The organism is Streptomyces sp. NPDC051320, assembly GCF_040682175.1.
In the GTDB taxonomy this organism is placed as follows: domain Bacteria; phylum Actinomycetota; class Actinomycetes; order Streptomycetales; family Streptomycetaceae; genus Streptomyces.
In genome coordinates this window covers 63007-84147 of the sequence record NZ_JBFBAL010000004.1, presented here as the reverse complement: position 1 = coordinate 84147, position 21141 = coordinate 63007, and the positions used below count along the sequence as shown (strand labels likewise).

General features: G+C 70.5%; 22 protein-coding genes. 10 read left to right on the top strand and 12 right to left on the bottom strand.

The annotated features are described in order from the left end of the window. Positions 1 to 113: 113 nt before the first annotated feature. Positions 114 to 1160, top strand: coding sequence for an NAD(P)-dependent alcohol dehydrogenase (locus AB0M87_RS10625; protein ID WP_365851573.1), 1047 nt, complete (start codon positions 114 to 116; stop codon positions 1158 to 1160). Positions 1161 to 1277: 117 nt separating this feature from the next. On the opposite strand, the gene AB0M87_RS10620 is transcribed toward AB0M87_RS10625, so the two are convergent. After that, positions 1278 to 2474 carry an Ig-like domain-containing protein gene (locus AB0M87_RS10620; RefSeq protein ID WP_365851572.1) on the bottom strand — a complete coding sequence of 399 codons (1197 nt, stop codon included), beginning with the start codon at positions 2472 to 2474 and terminating at the stop codon, positions 1278 to 1280. Positions 2475 to 2754: 280 nt separating this feature from the next. On the opposite strand from AB0M87_RS10620, the gene AB0M87_RS10615 reads away from it, so the two are divergent. Next, positions 2755 to 3204, top strand: coding sequence for a helix-turn-helix transcriptional regulator (locus AB0M87_RS10615; RefSeq protein ID WP_365851571.1), 450 nt, complete (start codon positions 2755 to 2757; stop codon positions 3202 to 3204). 18 nt (positions 3205 to 3222) lie between these two features. Here AB0M87_RS10615 and AB0M87_RS10610 read toward each other — a convergent pair whose 3' ends face one another. Beyond that, a complete protein-coding gene (locus AB0M87_RS10610) occupies positions 3223 to 3825 on the bottom strand; it encodes an ATP-dependent Clp protease proteolytic subunit (protein ID WP_365851569.1) in 603 nt (200 codons plus the stop codon). Position 3826: 1 nt separating this feature from the next. After that, a complete protein-coding gene (locus tag AB0M87_RS10605) occupies positions 3827 to 4480 on the bottom strand; it encodes an ATP-dependent Clp protease proteolytic subunit (protein ID WP_365851568.1) in 654 nt (217 codons plus the stop codon). A gap of 156 nt (positions 4481 to 4636) precedes the next feature. Between AB0M87_RS10605 and AB0M87_RS10600 the strand changes: the two genes are divergently transcribed. Then, complete coding sequence (locus AB0M87_RS10600; protein WP_365851567.1) at positions 4637 to 4960, top strand: helix-turn-helix transcriptional regulator; 324 nt, start codon at positions 4637 to 4639, stop codon at positions 4958 to 4960. Positions 4961 to 4972: 12 nt separating this feature from the next. On the opposite strand, the gene AB0M87_RS10595 is transcribed toward AB0M87_RS10600, so the two are convergent. Continuing rightward, positions 4973 to 5146: a hypothetical protein gene (locus AB0M87_RS10595; protein WP_365851566.1), complete on the bottom strand. Its 174-nt coding sequence runs from the start codon at positions 5144 to 5146 to the stop codon at positions 4973 to 4975. 42 nt (positions 5147 to 5188) lie between these two features. After that, entirely contained in the window at positions 5189 to 6292 is a 1104-nt protein-coding gene (locus tag AB0M87_RS10590; protein WP_365851565.1) for a hypothetical protein, read from the bottom strand. Positions 6293 to 6343: 51 nt separating this feature from the next. On the opposite strand from AB0M87_RS10590, the gene AB0M87_RS10585 reads away from it, so the two are divergent. After that, the gene (locus AB0M87_RS10585) at positions 6344 to 7501 is read left to right on the top strand and encodes a cystathionine gamma-synthase (protein ID WP_365851564.1); all 1158 of its coding nucleotides are present in this window, start codon (positions 6344 to 6346) and stop codon (positions 7499 to 7501) included. A 59-nt stretch (positions 7502 to 7560) separates the two neighbouring features. Here the strand turns inward: AB0M87_RS10585 and AB0M87_RS10580 are convergent, their stop codons facing one another. Genes AB0M87_RS10580 through AB0M87_RS10570 form a run of 3 tightly spaced genes read right to left on the bottom strand, consistent with a single transcriptional unit; the run spans position 7561 to position 8904 of the window. Beyond that, positions 7561 to 7809, bottom strand: coding sequence for a hypothetical protein (locus AB0M87_RS10580; protein ID WP_365851563.1), 249 nt, complete (start codon positions 7807 to 7809; stop codon positions 7561 to 7563). After that, positions 7806 to 8345, bottom strand: coding sequence for a sigma factor-like helix-turn-helix DNA-binding protein (locus AB0M87_RS10575; protein WP_365851562.1), 540 nt, complete (start codon positions 8343 to 8345; stop codon positions 7806 to 7808). Before AB0M87_RS10575 ends, AB0M87_RS10580 begins: the two co-directional genes overlap by 4 nt. A 55-nt stretch (positions 8346 to 8400) precedes the next feature. Further along, positions 8401 to 8904, bottom strand: a complete 504-nt coding sequence (locus tag AB0M87_RS10570; RefSeq protein WP_365851561.1) for a MarR family transcriptional regulator — start codon at positions 8902 to 8904, stop codon at positions 8401 to 8403. A 156-nt stretch (positions 8905 to 9060) separates the two neighbouring features. On the opposite strand from AB0M87_RS10570, the gene ilvA reads away from it, so the two are divergent. The 3 genes from ilvA to AB0M87_RS10555 all read left to right on the top strand — a co-directional run bounded on the left by ilvA (position 9061) and on the right by AB0M87_RS10555 (position 12320). Next, positions 9061 to 10290 (top strand): threonine ammonia-lyase, encoded by a 1230-nt coding sequence (ilvA, locus tag AB0M87_RS10565; RefSeq protein ID WP_365851560.1) that lies wholly within the window; start codon positions 9061 to 9063, stop codon positions 10288 to 10290. A 180-nt stretch (positions 10291 to 10470) separates the two neighbouring features. Continuing rightward, the gene (locus AB0M87_RS10560) at positions 10471 to 11469 is read left to right on the top strand and encodes an ATP-binding cassette domain-containing protein (RefSeq protein WP_365851559.1); all 999 of its coding nucleotides are present in this window, start codon (positions 10471 to 10473) and stop codon (positions 11467 to 11469) included. Further along, positions 11466 to 12320, top strand: coding sequence for an ABC transporter permease (locus AB0M87_RS10555; protein ID WP_365851558.1), 855 nt, complete (start codon positions 11466 to 11468; stop codon positions 12318 to 12320). The genes AB0M87_RS10560 and AB0M87_RS10555 overlap by 4 nt, the downstream gene beginning before the upstream one ends. Positions 12321 to 12389: 69 nt before the next feature. On the opposite strand, the gene greA is transcribed toward AB0M87_RS10555, so the two are convergent. Together greA and AB0M87_RS10545 are read right to left on the bottom strand one after the other, a co-directional pair. Further along, positions 12390 to 12887 carry a transcription elongation factor GreA gene (gene greA, locus AB0M87_RS10550; protein WP_328537009.1) on the bottom strand — a complete coding sequence of 166 codons (498 nt, stop codon included), beginning with the start codon at positions 12885 to 12887 and terminating at the stop codon, positions 12390 to 12392. A gap of 165 nt (positions 12888 to 13052) precedes the next feature. Next, entirely contained in the window at positions 13053 to 13457 is a 405-nt protein-coding gene (locus tag AB0M87_RS10545; RefSeq protein ID WP_365851557.1) for a DUF4307 domain-containing protein, read from the bottom strand. A 97-nt stretch (positions 13458 to 13554) separates the two neighbouring features. Here AB0M87_RS10545 and mca point away from each other — a divergent pair, with 97 nt between their 5' ends. Then, positions 13555 to 14436, top strand: coding sequence for a mycothiol conjugate amidase Mca (gene mca / locus AB0M87_RS10540; protein ID WP_365851556.1), 882 nt, complete (start codon positions 13555 to 13557; stop codon positions 14434 to 14436). A 2-nt stretch (positions 14437 to 14438) separates the two neighbouring features. Continuing rightward, entirely contained in the window at positions 14439 to 14699 is a 261-nt protein-coding gene (locus AB0M87_RS10535) for a hypothetical protein (protein ID WP_365851555.1), read from the top strand. A gap of 266 nt (positions 14700 to 14965) precedes the next feature. On the opposite strand, the gene AB0M87_RS10530 is transcribed toward AB0M87_RS10535, so the two are convergent. Continuing rightward, a complete protein-coding gene (locus AB0M87_RS10530; RefSeq protein ID WP_365851554.1) occupies positions 14966 to 18175 on the bottom strand; it encodes a tetratricopeptide repeat protein in 3210 nt (1069 codons plus the stop codon). Between the two features lie 137 nt (positions 18176 to 18312). On the opposite strand from AB0M87_RS10530, the gene AB0M87_RS10525 reads away from it, so the two are divergent. Then, entirely contained in the window at positions 18313 to 20328 is a 2016-nt protein-coding gene (locus AB0M87_RS10525) for a thioredoxin domain-containing protein (protein ID WP_365851553.1), read from the top strand. On the opposite strand, the gene AB0M87_RS10520 is transcribed toward AB0M87_RS10525, so the two are convergent. Next, complete coding sequence (locus tag AB0M87_RS10520) at positions 20322 to 20993, bottom strand: hemolysin III family protein (protein ID WP_365851552.1); 672 nt, start codon at positions 20991 to 20993, stop codon at positions 20322 to 20324. The two genes, AB0M87_RS10525 and AB0M87_RS10520, sit on opposite strands and share 7 nt — an antisense overlap. Positions 20994 to 21141 lie beyond the last annotated feature (148 nt).

Sequence of the window (21141 nt, the reverse complement as noted above, 5' to 3'; positions counted from 1 at the left end):
TTCCTCTGAGCTCAGGCAGGCTGTAGCAGGGTGCCGGGAATCCTGGCCGGGCTCGCCAGGATCTCAGCACTCTTCTGAGGCAACACCCCACTTCTGAGGAGAAACGTTCCCGGATGACAGTCACCACCGTCGCCGCATACGCCGCCACCGCTCCCAACGCCCCGCTGGAGCGCACCACCGTGCCGCGCCGGCCGGTCGGCGAGCACGACGTCCTGATCGACATCAAGTACGCCGGCATCTGCCACTCCGACATCCACCAAGCCCGTGACGGCTGGGGCAAGGGCATCTTCCCGATGGTGCCCGGCCACGAGATCGCCGGAATCGTCGCCGAGGTCGGTTCCGGAGTGACGAAGTTCACCGTCGGTGACCGCGTGGGGGTCGGCTGCCTGGTCGACTCCTGCCGCGAGTGCGACAACTGCAAGGCCGGCCTGGAGCAGTACTGCACCGGCGGCGGCGTCCCCACCTACAACGGCCTCGACAAGCAGGGTGAGCCCACCTACGGCGGCTACTCGACCCACGTCGTCGTCGACGAGAACTACACGCTGCGCATCCCCGAGGGCATCTCCCTCGAGGTGGCCGCGCCGCTGCTCTGCGCCGGCATCACCACCTACTCGCCGCTCGCCCACTGGAACGCCGGGCCCGGCAAGAAGGTCGCCATCGTCGGTCTGGGCGGACTCGGCCACATGGGTGTCAAGATCGCCCACGCCATGGGCGCCGAGGTGACCGTGCTCAGCCAGTCGCTGCGCAAGCAGGAGGACGGGCTGAAGCTGGGCGCCGACCACTACTACGCGACGAGTGACCCGGAGACCTTCAAGCAGCTCGCCGGCACGTTCGACCTGATCGTCTCCACCGTCTCGGCGCCGCTGCCGCTGGACTCGTACCTGAGCCTGCTCAGGACGGACGGCGCCTTCGTGAACGTCGGCGCACCCGAGGAGCCCGTCTCGCTCAACCTCTTCTCGGTCATCGGCGGCCGCAAGACCCTCGCGGGTTCCGGCATCGGCGGCATCCGGGAGACCCAGGAGATGCTCGACTTCTGTGCGGAGCACGGCTTCGGCGCGGAGATCGAACTGATCGACGCGGACGGCATCAACGAGGCGTACGAGCGGGTGCTGAACAGCGATGTCCGCTACCGCTTCGTGATCGACACCTCCACCATCTGAGTTGTCGCCCGGCTCCGCACCACCCCGGACGTCATCGACGTCCACGGGCCGCTCCCGGCAGGATCCGGTGCATCGCACAGCAACCGGATCCTGCCCGGGGGCCCGCCGCTCACCGGCTCAGAGCGCGCTGCCCGCCTTCCACCGGTTCCAGTCCATGTTCCAGCCGTTGAGGCCGTTGTCGGGAGCGACCGTGCCGCCGCCGACGGAGTTCTTGACGATCACCACGTCGCCGATCAGGGAGTTGTCGTAGAACCACGCCCCGTTGGTCGAGCTGTCGTGGCCGCCCTGGGCGTCCTGCATGCCGATACAGCCGTGGCTGGTGGGCTGCGAGCCGAAGACACCGGGAGCCGCCCAGTAGTTCCCGTGCACAAAGGTGCCCGATGCGGTCAGCCGTTGGGCGTGCGGCACGTCGGGGATGTTGTACTCGTCGCCCAGACCCACCGTCGTACTGTCCATCTTGGTCTGCTGGTACTTCTCCGAGATCACCATGGTCCCGTTGTACGTACCGTGGGCGGGGGAGCCGGACGAGATCGGGATGATCTTCAGGAGGCTGCCGTCGCGCACCACGGCCATCGACTGCTCGGCCGCGTCCACGGTGGAGATCTGCTCGCGCCCCACGGTGAACGAGAAGGTCTTGTCCTGCACCCCGTACACCCCGGGTGAGACCTCGACCCCGGCCAGGTGCAGCCCCACCGTCACGGTGGATCCCGGCTTCCAGTAGTGGGCGGGCCGGAAGTCCAGCCGCTGGTTGCCGAACCAGTGTCCGACGACCTGCTGGCCGGTGCTGGACACCACGGAGATGGCCGACTGTACGGCCTTCTCGTTCCGCACCGGCTTGTCGATCTTGAACGAGACCTCCATCCCGACGCCCACGGTGCTCTTGTCCTCGGGCGTGAAGAAGGCGATCGCCGAATCCTTCGCGGAAGCGGTGGTGAACCGCGCGACCTTGGTCGCGGACTTTCCGTTCCGGTCCTTGCCGACGGCCGTCAGGGTGTACGGCGTCCCCCGCCGCAACTTCTCCTTGGCCTGCCAGGACGTCCGGGCGGACGAGATCGTGCCGGGCACCGGCTTCCGGTTGTTCTGGTCCGTCAGAGTGACGGTGGTGAGGGTGCCGTCCTTCACGGTGGCCCGCACCTGGCCGATGCCGATGGGGACGTGCGCGGCGCCGTCCTTCGGGGTGGTGGTGATCTTGACGTGGGGCGCCATGGAGGGCGTACCCGAAGCCGCACCGGTCGGGGCCCCGCCGTCGCCACCACCGGAGCCCGTGGAGCAGGCCGCCGGCACGAGCGCGACGATGGCGAACAGGACCGCCATCAGGCCCCGGTGATGTCGAGGACGGCTGGTCGATATCAAATGTCCCGCCTCCGCTCCGAGGAAGCGGCCGCGCACTTCGCCCGGCCATACGGTGACAATTCCTCCCAGCAGTGTGCAACAGCACCCCGGGTCCGACATCTTCTGAGGACCCTCCGTCAGATGCACACCCCGGCCCGCCCGGTGGGCCCGCGATGGCGCAGACCAAGCTGGGGGCCGTGATTTCGCGGGCGGCGGAACGCTGCTCCCTTCCGGTGGGGCGCGGGACTCCTACGCTGAAGGGGTGAGCAGCGACGCAGCGAACCAGGCCCGTGTCCTTCCCCTGCGCCCGGCCGCCCCGGCACCGGCGGCCAAAGAGCGCCCGGCCGGGGAACCCGCCGCGAAGGAACCACTCTGGCGGCACGTCGTCGGGGACGTGCTGCGTCGCGAGCGGCTCGCCCAGGAGCGCACGCTCCGGGACGTGGCCGACGCGGCCCGGATCTCGATGCCGTACCTCTCCGAGCTGGAGCGCGGCCTCAAGGAGGCCTCGTCGGAGGTCCTCGCGGCCGCCGCCCACGCGCTGGGGCTCGGCCTTGCCGACCTCCTCGTCCTGGGCCACCGCGAGCTCGCCCGTCTCGCCCGGGCCGGCGCCCGCGCCGCGCCGACCTCGGTGACGTCCCTCGCCGAACGGAGCATCCGGGGCGGCGGGCCGGCCGGCGCACCCCGGCGCGGCGAGGTACGCCTCGCGGCCTGACCCGCCGTGAGGGAGGTGTCAGACGGCGAGCAGCCGTCGGCTGAGCACCTCGTCGGCCAGCCCGTACGCGACCGCCTCGTGCGCGGTGAAGACCTTGTCGCGGTCCATGTCCGCGCGCAGCGTGGCGACATCGTGGTGGGTGTGCCGGGACAGCACCTCCTCGATCTCCGAGCGGATCCGGAGCATCTCCTTGGCCTGCAGGCTGAGGTCCGACACCGTCCCCTGGTGGCCGGCGCTGGCCGGCTGCCCGAGCAGCACGCGTGAGTGATCGAGCACGAATCGCCGTCCGGGATCCCCGCCGGCCAGCAGCACTGCCGCGGTCGAGGCCGCCTGCCCGACGCACCAGGTCGAGATCGGCGCACCGACGAAGGTCATCGTGTCGTAGATCGCCATCAGGGAACTCACCGATCCGCCCGGCGAGTTGATGTAGATGGCGATCTCGCTCTCCGGGCCGGCCGATTCCAGGTGCAGCAGCTGAGCGATGACGACGTTCGCGACGCCGTCGTCGATCTCGGTGCCCAGGAAGATGATCCGCTCGGCCAGCAGACTGCTGTAGATGTCGTACGCCCGCTCGCCCTGCGCGGTGCGCTGGACGACGGTCGGAATCGTGTACTGGCTCATGTCAGAGTCCCGTCCGTCGCCGCGGGCCGGCCGGCCGGACATCGTCCAGGGATGCCACGACGTGGTCGACCATGCCGTACTCCTTCGCCTGTTCGGCGGTGAACCACCGGTCCCGGTCGCCGTCCCGGGAGACGGTCTCCTCCGACTGCCCGGTGTGCTCCGCGGTGATCCGCTCGATCGACCGCTTCATGAACTCGAGGTTCTGCGCCTGGATCTCGATGTCGGCGGCGACCCCGCCGATGCCCGCCGACGGCTGGTGCATCATGATCCGCGCGTTCGGCAGCGCATGGCGCTTGCCGGGCGTTCCGACGGTCAGCAGGAACTGCCCCATGCTCGCGGCGAATCCCATGGCGAGGGTCGAGACGTCGTTGGGGATCAGCCGCATCGTGTCGTAGATGGCGAGCCCCGCGGTCACCGAGCCGCCGGGGCTGTTGATGTACAGACTGATGTCGGTCCGCGCGTCCTCCGCCGACAGCAGCAGCAACTGCGCACACACCCGGTTCGCCGAGACCTCGTCCACCTGTGTTCCGAGGAGGACGATCCGCTGGGTGAGCAGTTGGGCTGCCAGATGGTCGTCGAACGGCGTGGCCGACGTGTCGTCGTCGGCGGCTCGGGGGAGCAGCGGGCCGCTGCGGTGCGTGGTGAGTGGTGACATCGGTCCTCCGGGGCGACAGTGCGGCGATGGCTCGCCGCTGTCCCTCCACCTTTGGCCCGCCGGCGCCGTCACGTCAGGAATCTCGGCCGTCAGCAGATTCGCTGACGGCAGAGACGGCTCCTTCGAAGGAGATGGGTGAGTGACTGAATATGTCACGTGGTCTCCAGCGGACACCGTGAGCGCGGACACCGTGAGCGTGCCGAGGAGATCGCCGGCGGGCGGGACGAGTTCGTCGAAGGCGCCCGGCGCATGCTCGCCGAGGGCCGTGCCCGGCGGCTGGTGGAGATGCGCCAGGAGCGCGGCTTCACCCAGGCACAGGTGGCCGAGCGGATGGGCATCACCAAGGGGCGGGTCTCGCAGATCGAGAGTGGCCAGGTGTCCGGAACCGAGGTGATGACGCGCTACGTCCAGGCGCTCGGAGGGAAGTTGGTCATGATCGCGGTCTTCGATGACGGAGAGCTGCGTCAGGTCGGTCAGTGACGAGCGGCGGCGTCACTCCTTCTCGGAGAATGCGTCCGGCGCTGTCGTACGGTCCGGGGCGCTGCCGGGAGGGTAAGCCGGACCGGGGTCCGCGGTCCGCTCCAGGTAGGCGGCGGTTTTGCGCCTGGCCCTCAGCCAGAAGTAGATGCCGAGGGCGATCATGATCAGCGGTATGAGACGGGTCATCGGTGGGGCTCCAGTCGGCGGCGTGCGGTCAGCGTACTCAGCTCACCGCGACAGGGTGGCCGGGCTGCCGCCGTTCGCTTCGTAGCCGGCGACGGCCAGCGCCCGGTAGACGGTGTACTCGGCCGCCGGGTCCGGGTCCAGCGTCCACGGCAGGGCGCCGACGTGGCCGTCGATGTGCACCAGCTGGTTCATCGCCTCCGACCAGCGCTCGGAGCGCACGAGGAAGAAGACCAGCAGATGGCGCACATGGGCGAGCATCGGGTCGTCGGCGCGCGCGGTCTGCACCGCGTACAGGGCGCCCTCCAGCGCCTTGGTGACCACCGCGCTCCGGTAGAAACCGCGCACCAGATCGACCTCGGGCAGATGCTCGTACACCGCGAACAGCGGCAGGGCGGCGAGCAGCGAGCCGCGCGGCGCCCGGGCCGCTGCGGCATGCGCGAACTCGTCGGCCCGGCCGCGGGACCCGTGCCACTTCTCGCACCAGTAGTGCAGCGCCGACAGGTGGGCGCCCATGTGCTCGGGGGCGCGGTCGATCACCTTGGCCCACACCTCCTCGAACTGCGGCTCGGGGTAGGCGAGGCCGCGGCCGACGGCCAGTTCCACGATGTACGGAACGGGGTCGCCCGGCGCGAGCAGCGCGGCCTCGCCGCAGACCGTACGCGCCTCCTCCAGGATGATCCGGAAGTCGTCCGTCCCCGCCGACGACGACCGCCACGCCTGCTGGACCAGGAACTCGGCGTGCACCTGCGCGGCCCCCGCGTCCTTGGGTGACTCGGAGCGCCAGTTGCGCAGCCACGCCCCGCCCACGCCGGGGCGCCGGGACAGTTCCAGGGAGGCCGCGCCGGCGAAGGCCTGTACCCGCTGCCACCGCACCTCACCGGTCCTGGCCGTGCCGGCCAGCAGCTGCGCCGCCGGGCGCCAGTCCTGCGTACGCTGCACCATGTCGATGACGTCCAGGAGATCCTGGTCCGGGCCGGGCAGCCGGATGTCCAGCTCCTCCTGGCGCAGGAAGCCGTAGTCCTCGGGGTCCGCCGCGTCCGGGGAGCCGGGCAGGACCTGGCGGATGCCGCCGCTGCGGCGCAGCAGGTACGGACCGAGCATCGCCGCGAGCATGCACAGTGCGAGCAGGAACCAGATAATCGCCATGCCACCAGCGAACCAGACACCGGGGTCTTCTGACCACTACCCTCGGTGTCCATGAGCGACCAGCACAGCGTGCACCACGGTTTCGAGACCATCGCCATTCACGCAGGCAACACCGCCGACCCCCTCACGGGCGCGGTCGTCCCCCCGATCTATCAGGTCTCCACCTACAAACAGGACGGCGTCGGCGGTCTGCGCGGCGGTTACGAGTACAGCCGCAGCGCCAACCCGACCAGGTCCGCCCTGGAAGAGAACCTGGCGGCCCTGGAGGGCGGCCGGCGCGGGCTCGCCTTCGCCTCCGGACTGGCGGCCGAGGACTGCCTGCTCCGCACGCTGCTCTCGCCGGGCGATCATGTGGTCATCCCGAACGACGCGTACGGCGGCACCTTCCGGCTCTTCGCGAAGGTCGTCTCCCGGTGGGGCGTCGAGTGGTCGGTCGCCAACAGCTCCGACCCGGCGGCGGTGAAGGCAGCGATCACTCCGCGGACCAAGGTGATCTGGGTCGAGACCCCGTCCAACCCGCTGCTCGGCATCACGGACATCGCGGCGGTCGCGGACGTGGCCCGCACGGCGGGCGTGAAGCTCGTCGTCGACAACACCTTCGCCAGCCCGTATCTGCAGCAGCCGCTGGCCCTCGGCGCCGATGTCGTCGTGCACTCGATGACCAAGTACATGGGTGGCCACTCGGACGTCGTCGGCGGCGCGCTGATCACCAACTCCGACGAGGTCGGGGAGGAACTGGCGTACCACCAGAACGCGATGGGTGCCGTGTGCGGCCCCTTCGACGCGTGGCTGGTGCTGCGCGGCATCAAGACGCTCCCGGTCAGGATGGACCGGCACAGCGAGAACGCCACGCGGGTCACCGAGATGCTCAGCCGGCATCCCAAGGTCACCAAGGTGCTCTACCCGGGCCTGCCCGAACACCCCGGCCACGAGATCGCCGCCAAGCAGATGCGGTCGTTCGGCGGCATGGTGTCCTTCCAGGTCGAGGGCGGCGAGGACGCGGCGGTCGAGTTCTGCAACCGCACCGAGGTCTTCACCCTGGGTGAGTCGCTGGGCGGGGTCGAGTCGCTGGTGGAGCATCCGGGACGGATGACGCACGCATCGGTGGCCGGATCGGCGCTGGAGGTACCGGCGGACCTGGTGCGGCTGTCGGTCGGCATCGAGTCGGGGGACGACCTGCTGGCCGACCTGCAGCGGGCGCTGGGCTGAGACCGTCGACCGGAGCCCCCGAGGCGCCGCCGCCCACCCGGGCAGCGGCGCCTGCGTCGTTACGGGATCCCCTCCACCGGAGGAGTCACCTGGGACGGCGGGACCGCCCACGGCTGGGCCACCGTCACCCACACCACGAACACCACCAGTGCGGTCGTCAGCACCAGCCACAGCGCCCACCGCCCCGCGACCCGTCTGCGTAGCATCCGCGATCCCTGCTCGGCGGCGCGGATCGTCAGGCCGGCGGGGACCGGCGGGTGCGGGCCTTCCAGCAGGCGGCGGACCGCGTCCACCTTGCGGTCGCTCACCGGGTCGCCACCTCGGTGAGCGGCGTCGGCGAGACCGCCGGGGGCGCACTGCTCATGGTCGCGACGGCGCGCATGCAGATGCTGTGCACCCGCTCCAGCCGGAGCCCCAGCAGCGCGGCGGTCTGCTCCTCCTCGACGCCTTCGTACAGCCGGAGCACCAGGATGAGACGTTCCAGCGGGGTGAGCCGCTCCAGCACACCGCCGCGGTGCTCCGGTCGGCCGGACCGCCGGGTGCGCCGGACCGTGTGGAGAGCCGCCGCCCGGTGGTAGCGCCATGCGGCGGCGGCGAAACGCGAGACCAGCTCCTGGCGGGTCCGGTCGTAGGGGTCCTCGCCGTGCCGCTGGTCCCAGTGCGCATACGTGTGGGACAACGCAGCCAGCAACAGCCGCTGCGCCCGCGGATTGCACCCGGCGGGCTCCAGGGGCTCCGCGGTCAGCAGGGTGGCGGCGTGCAGCAGCCGACCGGCCGCGCCCGCGACGAAGGACTCGAATTCCTGGGCGCGGCGACGGTCACGCACCGCCGTCCGCTCGCGCACTGTGCCTCCCGTCTCTCATTCTGAGAGCAGCTCGGCACCCCGGGTCAAGATGCGGTCAGGAGCTGGGTGAATCCGTCTCCTGCTGGGCCGACGCCCGGGCCGACAGGGCCGCGTTGAAGCGGGTGAGCAGCGAACAGAAGGAATCCCGGTCCTCGTCGGTCCAGCCGTCCGTCACCTGCGCCATCAGTTCGCGCCGTGAGGAACGCACCTCCTCCAGCCGGGCCTCACCACGCGGCGAGAGCTGCAGGACGACCGCGCGCCCGTCCTCCGGATGCGAAGTCCGCTTGACCAGACCGGTGTCGACGAGCGGGGCGACCTGGCGGGTCACCGTCGAGGAGTCGATCCCCATACTGGCCGCGAGCGCCTTCACGCCCATCGGGCCTTCCCGGTCCAGGCGGTTGAGCAGCAGATAGGCGGCGCGGTCCATCGAGTTGCGGACCTGACCGACGCCTCCCAGCCTGGTCTGCTCGGCACGCCGGGCGAAGAGGGCCACCTGGTGCTGCAGCACATCGAGGAGACCGGCATCAATATCGGAAGTCATGTCCTGAGATGGGGGCATGGCTGGGGGCTCTCTTCGTGCGAAGGGCGGATGGTGGGGGACAGAGTACGCGGCCGGACGCAGACCCGTACCGGAGCTGTCCGAACCCGCTGTCACCATGATGGCCCCGTCCGGTTGCGGCGGCTCGTTGCGCCCGGAGCTGCCAGACTTGGCCGCATGAGCATCGGTACGTCACACCCCTTGCCGCCGCTGATCCTTGATGACGTCCTCGGAGCGCAGAAGATGCTCGCCGGGGTGTCGCGTGCGACGCCGATCGAGGGCAGCAGACACCTCTCGGCGCTGATCGGCTCCCCGGTCCGTCTCAAGTGCGAGAACCTGCAGCGGACCGGATCGTTCAAACTGCGCGGTGCGTACGTCCGGATCGCCGGACTGACCCCGGAGGAACGCGCCGCCGGCGTCGTCGCCGCGAGCGCGGGCAACCACGCGCAGGGAGTCGCCCTCGCCTCCTCCCTGCTGGGAGTGCGCTCCACCGTCTTCATGCCACTGGGCGCCCCCCTGCCGAAGGTCGCGGCGACGCGTGAGTACGGCGCGGAGGTACGGCTGCACGGGCAGGTCGTCGACGAGACACTGGCCGCGGCGCAGGAGTACGCACGCGAGACCGGGGCCGTTTTCATCCATCCCTTCGACCACGCCGACATCATCGCGGGGCAGGGCACGGTGGGCCTGGAGATCCTCGAGCAGTGCCCCGAGGTGCGGACGATCGTGGTGGGGATCGGCGGCGGTGGCCTCGCCGCGGGCATCGCGGTCGCGGTGAAGGCGTTGCGGCCCGACGTGAAGGTGATCGGCGTGCAGGCGGAGGGCGCGGCCGCGTATCCGCCGTCGCTCTCGGCCGGCCGGCCGGTCTCGATCGACGCGCAGGCGACGATGGCCGACGGGATCAAGGTGGGCCGCCCCGGCGATGTGCCCTTCGGGATCATCCAGAACCTGGTCGACGAGGTCCGCACGGTCTCCGAGGACGAGCTGTCCAGTGCGTTGCTGCTCTGTCTGGAGCGGGCCAAGATGGTGGTGGAACCGGCCGGCGCCAGCTCGGTGGCGGCGCTGCTGAGCGCTCCGCACACCTTCGAGGGGCCGGTGGTCGCCGTGCTGTCGGGCGGCAATGTGGACCCGTTGCTGATACAGCGCATCCTCACGCACGGTATGGCCGCCGCGGGCCGCTACCTCTCGCTGCGGCTGCGTCTGACGGACCGTCCTGGCGCGCTGGCTACGCTGCTCGGGGTGCTGACGACGGTGGACGCCAATGTGCTCGACGTGAGCCATGTCCGGACCGATCCCCGCCTCGGGCTGACCGAGGCGGTGGTGGAACTGCACCTGGAGACGAAGGGCCCCGAGCACTGCACACAGGTCGGCGCCGCCCTGCGGGACGCCGGTTACCTCATCATCGGCTAGGGCTGCGGGACCCCGGGCGCACCCGTCGGGAAACCGGAGTGCATCCGTCGCGAAAAAAGAGCTGCGGAAACGCGATACATCGCGATACTGTGTGGACCGCGCCGCCGCAGCCACGGCCGGTCCGCGCACCGCAATTTACGATATGTACAGAAATCCGCCCACACTCCGGGGGAAACTCATATGCCAGGCGCCATCTACGCCGAAGGCCTGGTCAAGACTTTCGGCGATGTACGAGCACTGGACGGCGTCGATCTCGACGTCCCCGAAGGCACGGTCCTGGGCCTGCTCGGCCCCAACGGCGCGGGTAAGACCACCGCCGTACGCGTGCTGACGACCCTGCTGCGGCCCGACAGCGGCAACGCGGTCGTCGCGGGGATCGATGTGCTGAAACAGCCCAACGAAGTACGCCGCTCCATCGGCCTCTCCGGACAGTTCGCCGCGGTCGACGAGTACCTGACCGGCCGGGAGAACCTCCGGATGGTCGGCCAGCTCTACCAGATGTCCGGACGCGACGCGAAGCGCCGGGCGATCGAACTCCTGGAACGCTTCCACCTCGCCGACGCGGCCGACCGCCCGGCCAAGACGTACTCGGGCGGGATGCGCAGGCGCCTGGACCTCGCGGCCGCCCTGGTCGTCTCGCCGCCGGTGATGTTCATGGACGAGCCCACCACCGGACTCGACCCGCGCAACCGCCAGGAGCTCTGGGAGGTCATCGAGGAACTGGTGGCCGGCGGCACGACACTGCTGCTCACCACCCAGTACCTCGAAGAGGCCGACCACCTGGCCCACGACATCTGCGTCATCGACCACGGCAAGGTCATCGCCCGAGGCACGTCCGACCAGCTCAAGGCACGCACCGGTGGCGAACGCGTCGAAGTGGTCGTCCACCAGCGCGACCAGATCACCCCTGCCAGGGAGGTGCTGACCGCCCTCGGCAAGGGTGCGGTCGCCATCGCCGAACACACCCGCAAGCTCACCGTCCCGGTCACCGGCGGTGCCAAACTGCTCGCCGAAGTGATCCGCGACCTGGACGCGCGCGGCGTCGAGATCGACGACATCGGGCTGCGCCGGCCCACCCTGGACGACGTGTTCATCTCGCTGACCGGTCACGCTGCCGAGGTGCCGGCCGAAGCCGAACCGGACAGCGCCGCCGGTATCACCAAGGAGGCCCGCAAGTGAGTGCCGTCACGGACGTCGTACCGAGCCCGGCCGCGCCCCGGCCGCGCGGCGGTCTCACCCAGTCGGTCGTCGACTCGCTGGTCATCGCCAGGCGGAACCTGATCAGGATGACCCGGATCCCCGAGATGGTCATCTTCGGGCTGATCCAGCCGGTCATGTTCGTGGTGCTGTTCAGCTACGTCTTCGGCGGGTCCCTCGTCGTCGACGGGTCCACCAGTGCCGAGAAGTACCGCGAGTTCCTGATGGCCGGCATCTTCGCGCAGACCGTCACCTTCGCCACCGCCGGTGCGGGCGCGGGCATCGCCGACGACATGCACAAGGGCCTCATCGACCGCTTCCGCTCGCTGCCGATGGCGCGCGGTGCGGTACTCACCGGACGCACCCTCGCCGATCTCGTCCAGACCGCGCTGACCCTGGTGGTCCTGGCGATCGTCGCCCTGCTGGTCGGCTGGCGTACCCACGAGAACATCGGCAAGGTGCTTGGCGGCTTCGCGCTGCTGCTCCTGCTCGGGTACGCGTTCTCCTGGATCGGCGCACTGATCGGCCTCTCGGTCCGTACCCCCGAGGCAGCCACGTCGGGCGGGCTGATCTGGCTCTTCCCGGTCACCTTCGTCTCGAACGCGTTCGTGTCCACCGCCACCATGCCGGGCTGGCTGCAGCCCGTCGCGGAGTGGAATCCGTTCAGCGCCACCGTCCAGGCCTGCCGCGTTCTCTTCGGCAACCCGGGCGTGTCCACGTCCCAGGCGTGGCCCATGCAGCACCCGGTCTGGGCCTCGTTGATCTGGTCCGTGGTGATCCTGCTGGTCTTCCGCACCCTCGCGGTCCGCAAATACCGCTCGGCGACCGCCTGAGCGGTCATGCCGGGAGCCCCGGACGCATCTGATGCGTCCGGGGCTCCCTCATATCCTTCGGCCGGTCGGTCAGCCCTTGAAGGGCTCCGCCTTCAGGATCTTCACGGTGGCCGTCTTGCCGTTCGGCAGCTCGTACTCGGCGTTCTCGCCGACCTTCTTGCCGATCACACCGGTGCCGAGCGGGGACTGGGGGGAGTACGTCTCGAAGTCCGAGCTGGCGTACTCACGGGAGGCGAGCAGGAAGGTCATGGTGTCGTCCTCGTCGCCGTCGAAGGCGATCGTCACGACCATGCCGGGAGCCGCTTCGCCGGAGGCCGCCGGGGCCTCGCCGACCTTCGCGTGTTCGAGCAGCTGGGTCAGCTGGCGCACGCGCAGCTCCTGCTTGCCCTGCTCCTCCTTGGCCGCGTGGTACCCGCCGTTCTCGCGCAGGTCACCCTCCTCGCGGGCCGCCGCGATCTTGGTGACGATCTCCGAGCGTGCGGGACCCTGCAGATACTCCAGCTCAGCCTTCAGCTGGTTGTACGCCTCCTGGGTCAGCCAGGTGACGTTCTCGCTGGTCTGGGTCACAGGTGCTCCTCGTAGGTACTGGAAATACAAAGCAACGCCCTACCCGGAAGGATGTTCCTCCAGGGGCGGGCGAAACCACGAGCCTAACAATTCCGACGGGGAAGGGGGAGGAAGCAGAACCTCCGGCGACCGTGAATCTTCCCTCGCCGACCGGGCGGAACCGGGTCAGGAGTCGGACTGGCAGCCGAGCAGCTCGACGCTGGTCGCCCTGGCCGTCGTACGCACCGTGACGACCTGGTCGATCCGCGTCCTGTGCTGGGCGAACGGGGCGTCCATGCGGGCCACCTCGTCACCGTCGGTCGCCTTCAGCCGCAGGGTACAGGTGCCGTGCGTGTCCACACCCTTGCGCACCTCGAGGTGCACGTCCACGGCCTGGTCCGACGCGACGTCCCAGCTGATGACCTCACCGCTGATGGACGACCCCCCGACGTAGTCGAAACCGATCCACGCGACCACACCGAGCAACGCCGCTCCGAGAACAGCGCCGATGATCTTCAGCTTGCGATCGGCGCGCTGGTCCGCGGAGGGGCCGTAGCGTCCCTCGGGTAGCTGTTCGCCTACCGCCGTCATGATCGTTCCTCCTGTGCAGGGGATCGCGGAATTTTCCGTCCCCTCTTTCGGTCACTATAGAAGCCGCCGATTGCGACAAACCACTGAGGATCCTGTCTTGACTGAGCAGCTGCGACTGATGGCCGTGCATGCCCACCCCGACGACGAGTCGAGCAAAGGTGCGGCCACCATGGCCAAGTACGTGTCCGAGGGGGTGGACGTGCTGGTCGTGACCTGCACCGGAGGAGAGCGCGGCTCCATCCTCAACCCCAAACTCCAAGGTGACGCCTATATCGAGGCGAACATCCACGAGGTCCGCAAGAAGGAAATGGACGAGGCCCGCGAAATCCTCGGGGTCGACCAGGCATGGCTCGGCTTCGTCGACTCGGGCCTGCCCGAGGGCGACCCGCTGCCGCCGCTGCCGGAGGGCTGCTTCGCCCTGGAGGACGTCGACGTGGCGGCCGGCCGGCTGGTGCGGCTGATCCGAGAGTTCCGGCCGCAGGTGATGACCACCTACGACGAGAACGGCGGCTACCCGCACCCGGACCACATCATGACCCACCAGATCTCGATGGTGGCTTTCGACGGCGCGGCGGACACCGAGAAGTACCCCGAGGGGCAGTTCGGCCCCGCCTACCAACCGCAGAAGATCTACTACAACCAGGGCTTCAACAAGGCGCGCACCGTCGCACTGCACGAGGGGCTGCTGGCCCGCGGCCTGGAGTCCCCGTACGCGGAGTGGCTGCAGCGCTGGAAGGAATTCGAGCGCGTCGAGCGGACGCTGACCACGCACATTCCGTGCGGTGAATTCTTCGAGATCCGGGACAGGGCGCTGATCGCGCACGCCACGCAGATCGACCCGGAGGGCGGCTGGTTCCGGGTTCCGCTGGAGATGCAGCGGGAGATCTGGCCGACCGAGGAGTACGAGCTCGTGAAGTCTCTGGTGGAGAGTTCCCTCCCCGAGGACGACCTCTTTGCGGGCATCCGGGACAATGCCTAGTTATGAGCGCTAGCCAGGCATTGACGCACCTCGTCCCTCTGGCCCAGGAGGTCGACGACAACAAGGTCACTCCGGGTCTTCTCGGCTTCCTTATCTTCGCGGCGCTGGCCGTGGGTGTGTGGCTGCTGATGAAGTCCATGAACCGGCACATGGGGCGGGTGACCTTCAAGGAGGCGCCGCTGCCGGGGGCCGAGCCCCGGGCGGAGGCCGAGCCGGCGGCGGCAGCGGCTACGGCTACGGAGGCGGACCGCGAGCGAGGCTGACCGGGCGATTCGGGGGCGAGCCCCCGGGCCCCCTGTGGCCTCAATCTCCCCGGACTCTGTCCGGGGGGACCCCCAGGACGGGCTTGATGTTGGCTTGCGTCAGCTTCCGGTGAAAGCTGCGCTCCGCAGCTGGATCCGCTGGCTGGAACCAGCCCTGCCAGGCTCTGCCCAGCCATCTCCAGCCCCTCCTGGGAGCACCTCCGTGGGGGTCCCCCCCGGCCGGAGGCTGGGGGGAGGGGAAGAGGCCCCGCGTAGCGGCCCCTTCGCTACCCCGGGACCGCCGTGACCGGGACGCCCAGGACCTCACGGGCCCCCCGCCCCGGCACCATGCCGAGAAGCCACGCCTGCCACCCGTCCTCCAGCGTCACCCCCCGCTCCAGCACCAGCGCGAACGCCTCCGCACAATCCGCCAGCTTCGGATCACGCCCCGCATGGGTCGCCCGGATCAGCTGGGACAGCTCCTCGGCGGCCACCGCGGCGCCGATCTCCGAGCCGCCCGGGGAGGCGTAAGGGAGCAGGGTGCAGCGCAGGAAGCCGGCCCAGTCGAAGCCCCTGCGGTCGTGGTACGACGAGAAGAGGGCGGCGGCCTCGTCGCAGAGCTGGAGCGCCTGGACGGCGCGGGCGTTACCGGCGTCGATGAGGGCCAGTTCCAGGCAGGTCCAGGCCTCGCCGTGCGCGACGCCGATCCGGTGGAAGTCGGCGCGGGCGTCGACCAGCAGCTGGCGCGCGAACCCGCTGTTGCGGAGGTTCCCGGTGCGGGCCGCGCTCTGGTCGCGGGTGACCCGGCCGGAGTGGTGGCGGGCGCAGGCCAGTCCGTACACATCCCGCATCCGGGAGAACATCGTGCGGGCCCGCTCCAGCTCCCGTACCGCCTGGTCGCGGTCGCCGCGCTCCTCCAGGGCCTGCCCCAGGTAGTACAGCGTCCACGCCTCGCCGCGCGCGTCCTCGTTGTCGCGGTGCCGGGCGAGGGCCTGGCGGAGCTGGTCGATGGCGGTCGCCGGGTCCGCGTCCGCCAGCCGAGTCCTGGCGAGCTGGGTCATCGCCCAGGCCTCACCGCGGCTGTCCCGGGTCTGCCCGTAGGCGTCCAGCGCGGTCCGCAGCTCCGCGTCGGCGCGCGTCACATCGCCCAGCCGCAGCCACAGCTGGCCCAGCTGGAAATGCGTCCAGGCCTCCCCGTGCAGCGAATCGCTCTCCTGGTGCAGGGTCAGCGCCGTGGAGAGCAGCGTCAGCGCCTCGGGCAGATTCGACCGGTCGCGTTCCACCGCGGCCAGCGCGTGCAGTGACCAGGCCCGGTCCGCCGCGAGATCGGGCGAAGCCTGCAGTGAGACAGCCTGGCGCAGCTTCGCCGATGCCTCGATCAGGTTGCCCTGGTGGTGCAGGGTGATGCCCAGGGAGGCGAGCGCCAGCGCCTCGCCCGCCGCGTGCTGGGCCTCGTGGTAGAGGCCGACGACGGAGGTGAGGGTGGTGCGGGCCTTGTCCAGCTCGCCGAGCTGGCGGGCGGCGATACCGGTACGCCACTGCACCGACCGCAGGAGCAGCCCCTGGCCGACCCGCTCGGTCAGCTCGCTGATCTCGCCGAGCCGGTAGAGGTCGCCGCGCAGCAGGCAGTAGTCGCACAGCGCGCCGAGCAGATGCAGCACCACTTCCTGGTCGACGCCCTCCGCGTGGCGCAACGCCGACGTGATGAAACTCGACTCCTCGTCCAGCCAGCGCAGCGCCGCGTCCAGCGAGGCGAAGCCGTGTGGGCCGAACTGCCCGGCGCGGGTGGAGAGTTTGCCGTCGACCAACCGGATCACCGCGTCGGCGAGCTCGGCGTAGCTCTGGATCAGCCGCTCGTGCGCGGCCGTGCGCTCCGGCTGCTGCTCCTCGTCCGCGAGTCTGGCCCGGGCGAAGACGCGCACCCTGTCGTGCAGCCGGTAGCGGCTGCCGCGCACATGGTCGACCAGACCGGCCCGGGCCAGCCTGGTCAGCAGGTGCTCGGCCTCCTGGGCGTCGGTGTCGAGGAGCGCGGCGGCCGCCGCGGCACCCAGGCTGGCCCGTCCGGCCAGCGCGAGCCTGCGCAGCAGCCGCCGCCCCTGCTCCGACTGGTCGCTGTACCGCAGCCGGAGGGCACCCTCGATCGGCGCCTGATGCCCCTGCGCCGCCAGGTGCGCGGCGAGCTCGCGGGTGGAACGCGGGCCGAGCGAGGACCCGGCCACCCGCAGCGCCAGCGGCAGCCCGCCGCACAACTCGGTGACCAGGTCGGTGGATGCGGCGTCGTAGGGGCTTTCGGCCTCCTCCGCGACCTCCCGCAGCAGTTCCTCGGAGCCTGCCGCGTCCAGTGCCCGCACCGGCAGTTGGTGCACCCAGGCGGGGGTGTCCGCGGGCAGTTCGAGCGGTTGCTCCGCGGTCACCAGGACCAGGCTGTCCGAGCGCTCCGGAATGAGCGTGCGGACCTGCGAGACGTCCGACGCGTCGTCCAGCACGACGGTGACCGGCAAGCCCGTCAGGTGCTGGTGGTACAGCTCGGTCAGCCGCCTCAACTGCTGGTCGGGCGAGCTCCGTTCGCGGAACAGCAGTTGCTCGCGGGGTGCGCCGAGCCGGTTCAGCAGATGCAGCAGCGCGTCCCGGGTCGGCAGCGGCGGCTCGTCGCGGGTCGCCCCGCGCAGGTCGACCAGGCATGCCCCGCGGAACTGGTCCTTCAGCTGGTGCGCCGCCCGTACGGCGAGGGTGCTGCGGCCCGAGCCCGGAATGCCGTACAGCACCACGACCGTCGGCCGGGTCTCGGTGGACGCACGGGCGGCGTGCACCCACTGGGCGATCTGCGCCATCTCCGGCCGCCGGCCCGCGAACGGCCCCGCCGGCTGCGGCAACTGCCCGAACGAGTGCTCCAGCACGGACCGCCTGCGCGCCGCCGCACTCTTGTCGGTGCCCCGCAGTTGGGGCGGCACCGTCGTTTTCGCCTTCTTCTTCGGCACGGCGAGCATCCGCTGCTGGTCCAGGTACGGTCGAATACTCCGTACCTCCAGAGCGGTCAGCCACTCCAGCCGCAGCTGCTCGGTGCCGCCCGGCTGCCCCAGCGCGCCGGCCCTGCGGTGCGCGGCCGGCCAGTGTGAGGCGGTCACCTTGGCCACCGTCGCGGCGGCCCCCGCTACCGCGACGACCACGCCCGCCCCGACCGCGGTCGCCGCGGATGTACCGAACGCCACGTCCGCCCCGAACGCGGCCGCGGCGGCAACCACCGTCACCACCGCAGGCGTTGCCAGGGCCGCACCGCCGAAGTGACGGGACAGCGGATGCGCGTCCGCCTCCGCCGCGTCCAGCGCCCGGGTGTACGCGGCGTACTCGTCCGCGGCTCCGGCCGTCAGCGAATCGAGCGCGCCGCGTCCCCGTGCCAGCAGGGTGCCCGCGTCAGCACGCCCACCGGACCGGCGCACCTCCTCCTCCACGGCCCGCACCAGCAGCCGCTCGGCCTCGGCCCGATGGCTGTCCCGCATATGCGTCCCCCTCCGAGAGGTCGGTCGGAGGACAAGTGTGCTGTGCGCGGCGGCCGAGCGCGAGGCTGCCTGACCGTCAGCGCGGCCGTGCCGTGCCCGTTCACGGATCCGCGACCACTCTGCGGCAGGATGGGCCCATGCCGAACCGCCTGGCCCACGAGACGTCCCCCTACCTCCTCCAGCACAAGGACAACCCCGTCGACTGGTGGCCGTGGTCGGCCGAGGCCTTCGACGAGGCGCGCAGGCGGGGGGTGCCGGTGCTGCTCAGCGTGGGATACAGCAGTTGCCACTGGTGCCATGTGATGGCTCACGAGTCGTTCGAGGACGAGCAGACCGCCGCCTACGCCAACGACCACTTCGTCGCGGTCAAGGTGGACCGCGAGGAACGCCCCGACGTCGATGCCGTCTACATGGAGGCCGTGCAGGCCGCCACCGGCCAGGGCGGCTGGCCGATGACCGTGTTCCTGAACGCCGAAGCGCACCCCTTCTACTTCGGTACGTACTTCCCGCCCGAGCCCCGGCACGGCATGCCGTCGTTCCTGCAGGTGCTTCAGGGGGTCACGGCCGCCTGGACGGACCGGCGCGGTGAGGTCGACGAGGTGGCGGGCAAGGTCGTGCAGGACCTTTCTGCCCGCTCGCTCGCGCTCGACGCGCCCGAGGTGCCCGGCGAGGACGATCTCGCGCAGGCGCTGCTCGGGCTGACCCGGGAGTACGACGCGACGAACGCCGGATTCGGCGGGGCGCCGAAGTTCCCGCCGTCGATGGCCGTCGAGTTCCTGCTGCGGCACCACGCCCGCACCGGCTCGGACGGTGCGCTGCAGATGGCCGCCGACACCTGCGAGGCGATGGCGCGCGGTGGGATGTACGACCAGCTGGGAGGCGGGTTCGCGCGGTACTCGGTGGACCGGGAGTGGGTGGTGCCGCACTTCGAGAAGATGCTGTACGACAACGCCCTGCTGTGCCGGGTCTACGCCCATCTGTGGCGGGCCACCGGATCCCCGCTCGCCCGCCGTGTCGCGCTGCAGACCGCCGACTTCATCGCCACCGAACTGCGCACCGCCGAGGGTGGTTTCGCCTCCGCGCTGGACGCCGACAGTGAGGACGCGAGCGGGCGGCATGTCGAGGGTGCGTACTACGTCTGGACGCCGGCCGAGTTGCGTGAGGTGCTGGGCGAGCAGGACGCCGAGCGGGCCGCTGAGCTGTACGGGGTCACCGTGGCCGGAACGTTCGAGGCGGGCGCATCGGTGCTCCAGCTGCCCGGCGCCGAGGCCCCGGACGACGTACGGGCACGACTGCTCGCCGCCCGCGCCCGGCGGCCCCGCCCCGGCAGGGACGACAAGGTGGTCGCCGCCTGGAACGGGCTGGCCATCGCCGCGCTGGCCGAGACCGGCGCGTACTTCGACCGGCCGGACCTGGTGGAGCGGGCCACCGAAGCCGCCGACCTGCTGGTGCGCCTGCACATGGACGAAGGGGCCCGGCTGTCCCGTACGTCGAAGGACGGCCGGGTCGGCGCCAACGCGGGGGTGCTGGAGGACTACGCCGACGTCGCCGAGGGCTTCCTCGCGCTGGCCTCGGTCACCGGAGAGGGCGTCTGGCTTGAATTCGCCGGGTTCCTGCTCGATCTCGTACTCGATCAGTTCGTCGGGGAGAACGGCACGCTGTACGACACCGCGCACGACGCCGAGCAACTGATCCGCCGGCCGCAGGACCCGACCGACAACGCCACGCCGTCCGGCTGGACGGCCGCTGCCGGGGCGCTGCTGTCATACGCCGCACACACCGGTTCCGAGGCTCACCGATCCGCCGCCGAGCGGGCGCTGGGCGTGGTCAAGGCACTCGGTCCGCGGGCGCCGCGGTTCATCGGGTGGGGTCTCGCCGTGGCCGAGGCGGTCGTCGACGGACCGCGCGAGGTGGCCGTGGTGGGGCCGGACGGCGACCCGGCGACCGTGGCGCTGCACCGCACCGCGCTGCTGGGCCGGGCACCGGGCGCGGTCGTCGCGGCCGGCGAGAGCGGCAGCGAGGAGTTTCCGCTGCTCGCCCACCGGCCGTTGATCGACGGGCGCCCGGCGGCCTACGTGTGCCGCAACTTCACCTGCGAGGCGCCGACCGCCGACCCGGCCGTGCTGGCGGGGCAGTTGGGCGGCCGTCAGTAGGCGACCAGCGAGATCGCGACGTACTGCGTGATGAACGCTGCCAGGGTGAGGGAGTGGAACACCTCGTGGAAGCCGAACCAGCGCGGTGACGGGTTGGGGCGCTTCAGCGCGTAGATGACCCCGCCCGCGCTGTAGAGCAGCCCGCCGACTATCACGCAGACCAGCACGGCCACGCCGCCCGCGTGCAGGAAGTCGGGCAGGAAGAAGACCGCGGCCCAGCCCATCGCGATGTAGCACGGTGTGTAGAGCCAGCGCGGGGCGCCGACCCAGAAGACCCGGAAGGCGATGCCCGCCAGGGCCGCCGCCCATATCGCCCAGAGCAGCGGGGTGGCCGTGGGCCCGGGGAGCAGCAGCAGGGCGAGGGGCGTGTAGGTGCCCGCGATGATCAGGAAGATGTTCGCGTGGTCCAGCCGGCGCAGTATCGCCTCGCCCACGTTTCCCCACGTCCCGCGGTGGTACACGGCACTGACCCCGAAGAGCATGCACGCCGTGAGGATGTAGATCGCGCAGGCTATCCGGGCCCGGGTGGAGTCGGCGAGGGCGACCAGTACCAGTCCCGCGACGATCACGGCCGGGAACATTCCGGTGTGCAGCCAGCCCCGCAGCTTCGGCTTCACCGGCGTCGGAAGGAGTTCGGTCGTCACTTCACGGGCGGCAGAAGTCATAGGTAGATGCTACCTACGGTTCCGTAGGTAGCCGAACCGGGCAGGAGGCGGCGGTGAGTGGCGATGCTCACGTGAGAGGCCCTCTGGACATATGGGCGGCAAACGCGGAGGATCATATGAGTAAGGTCGGCACCGGATGAGCGCCAGA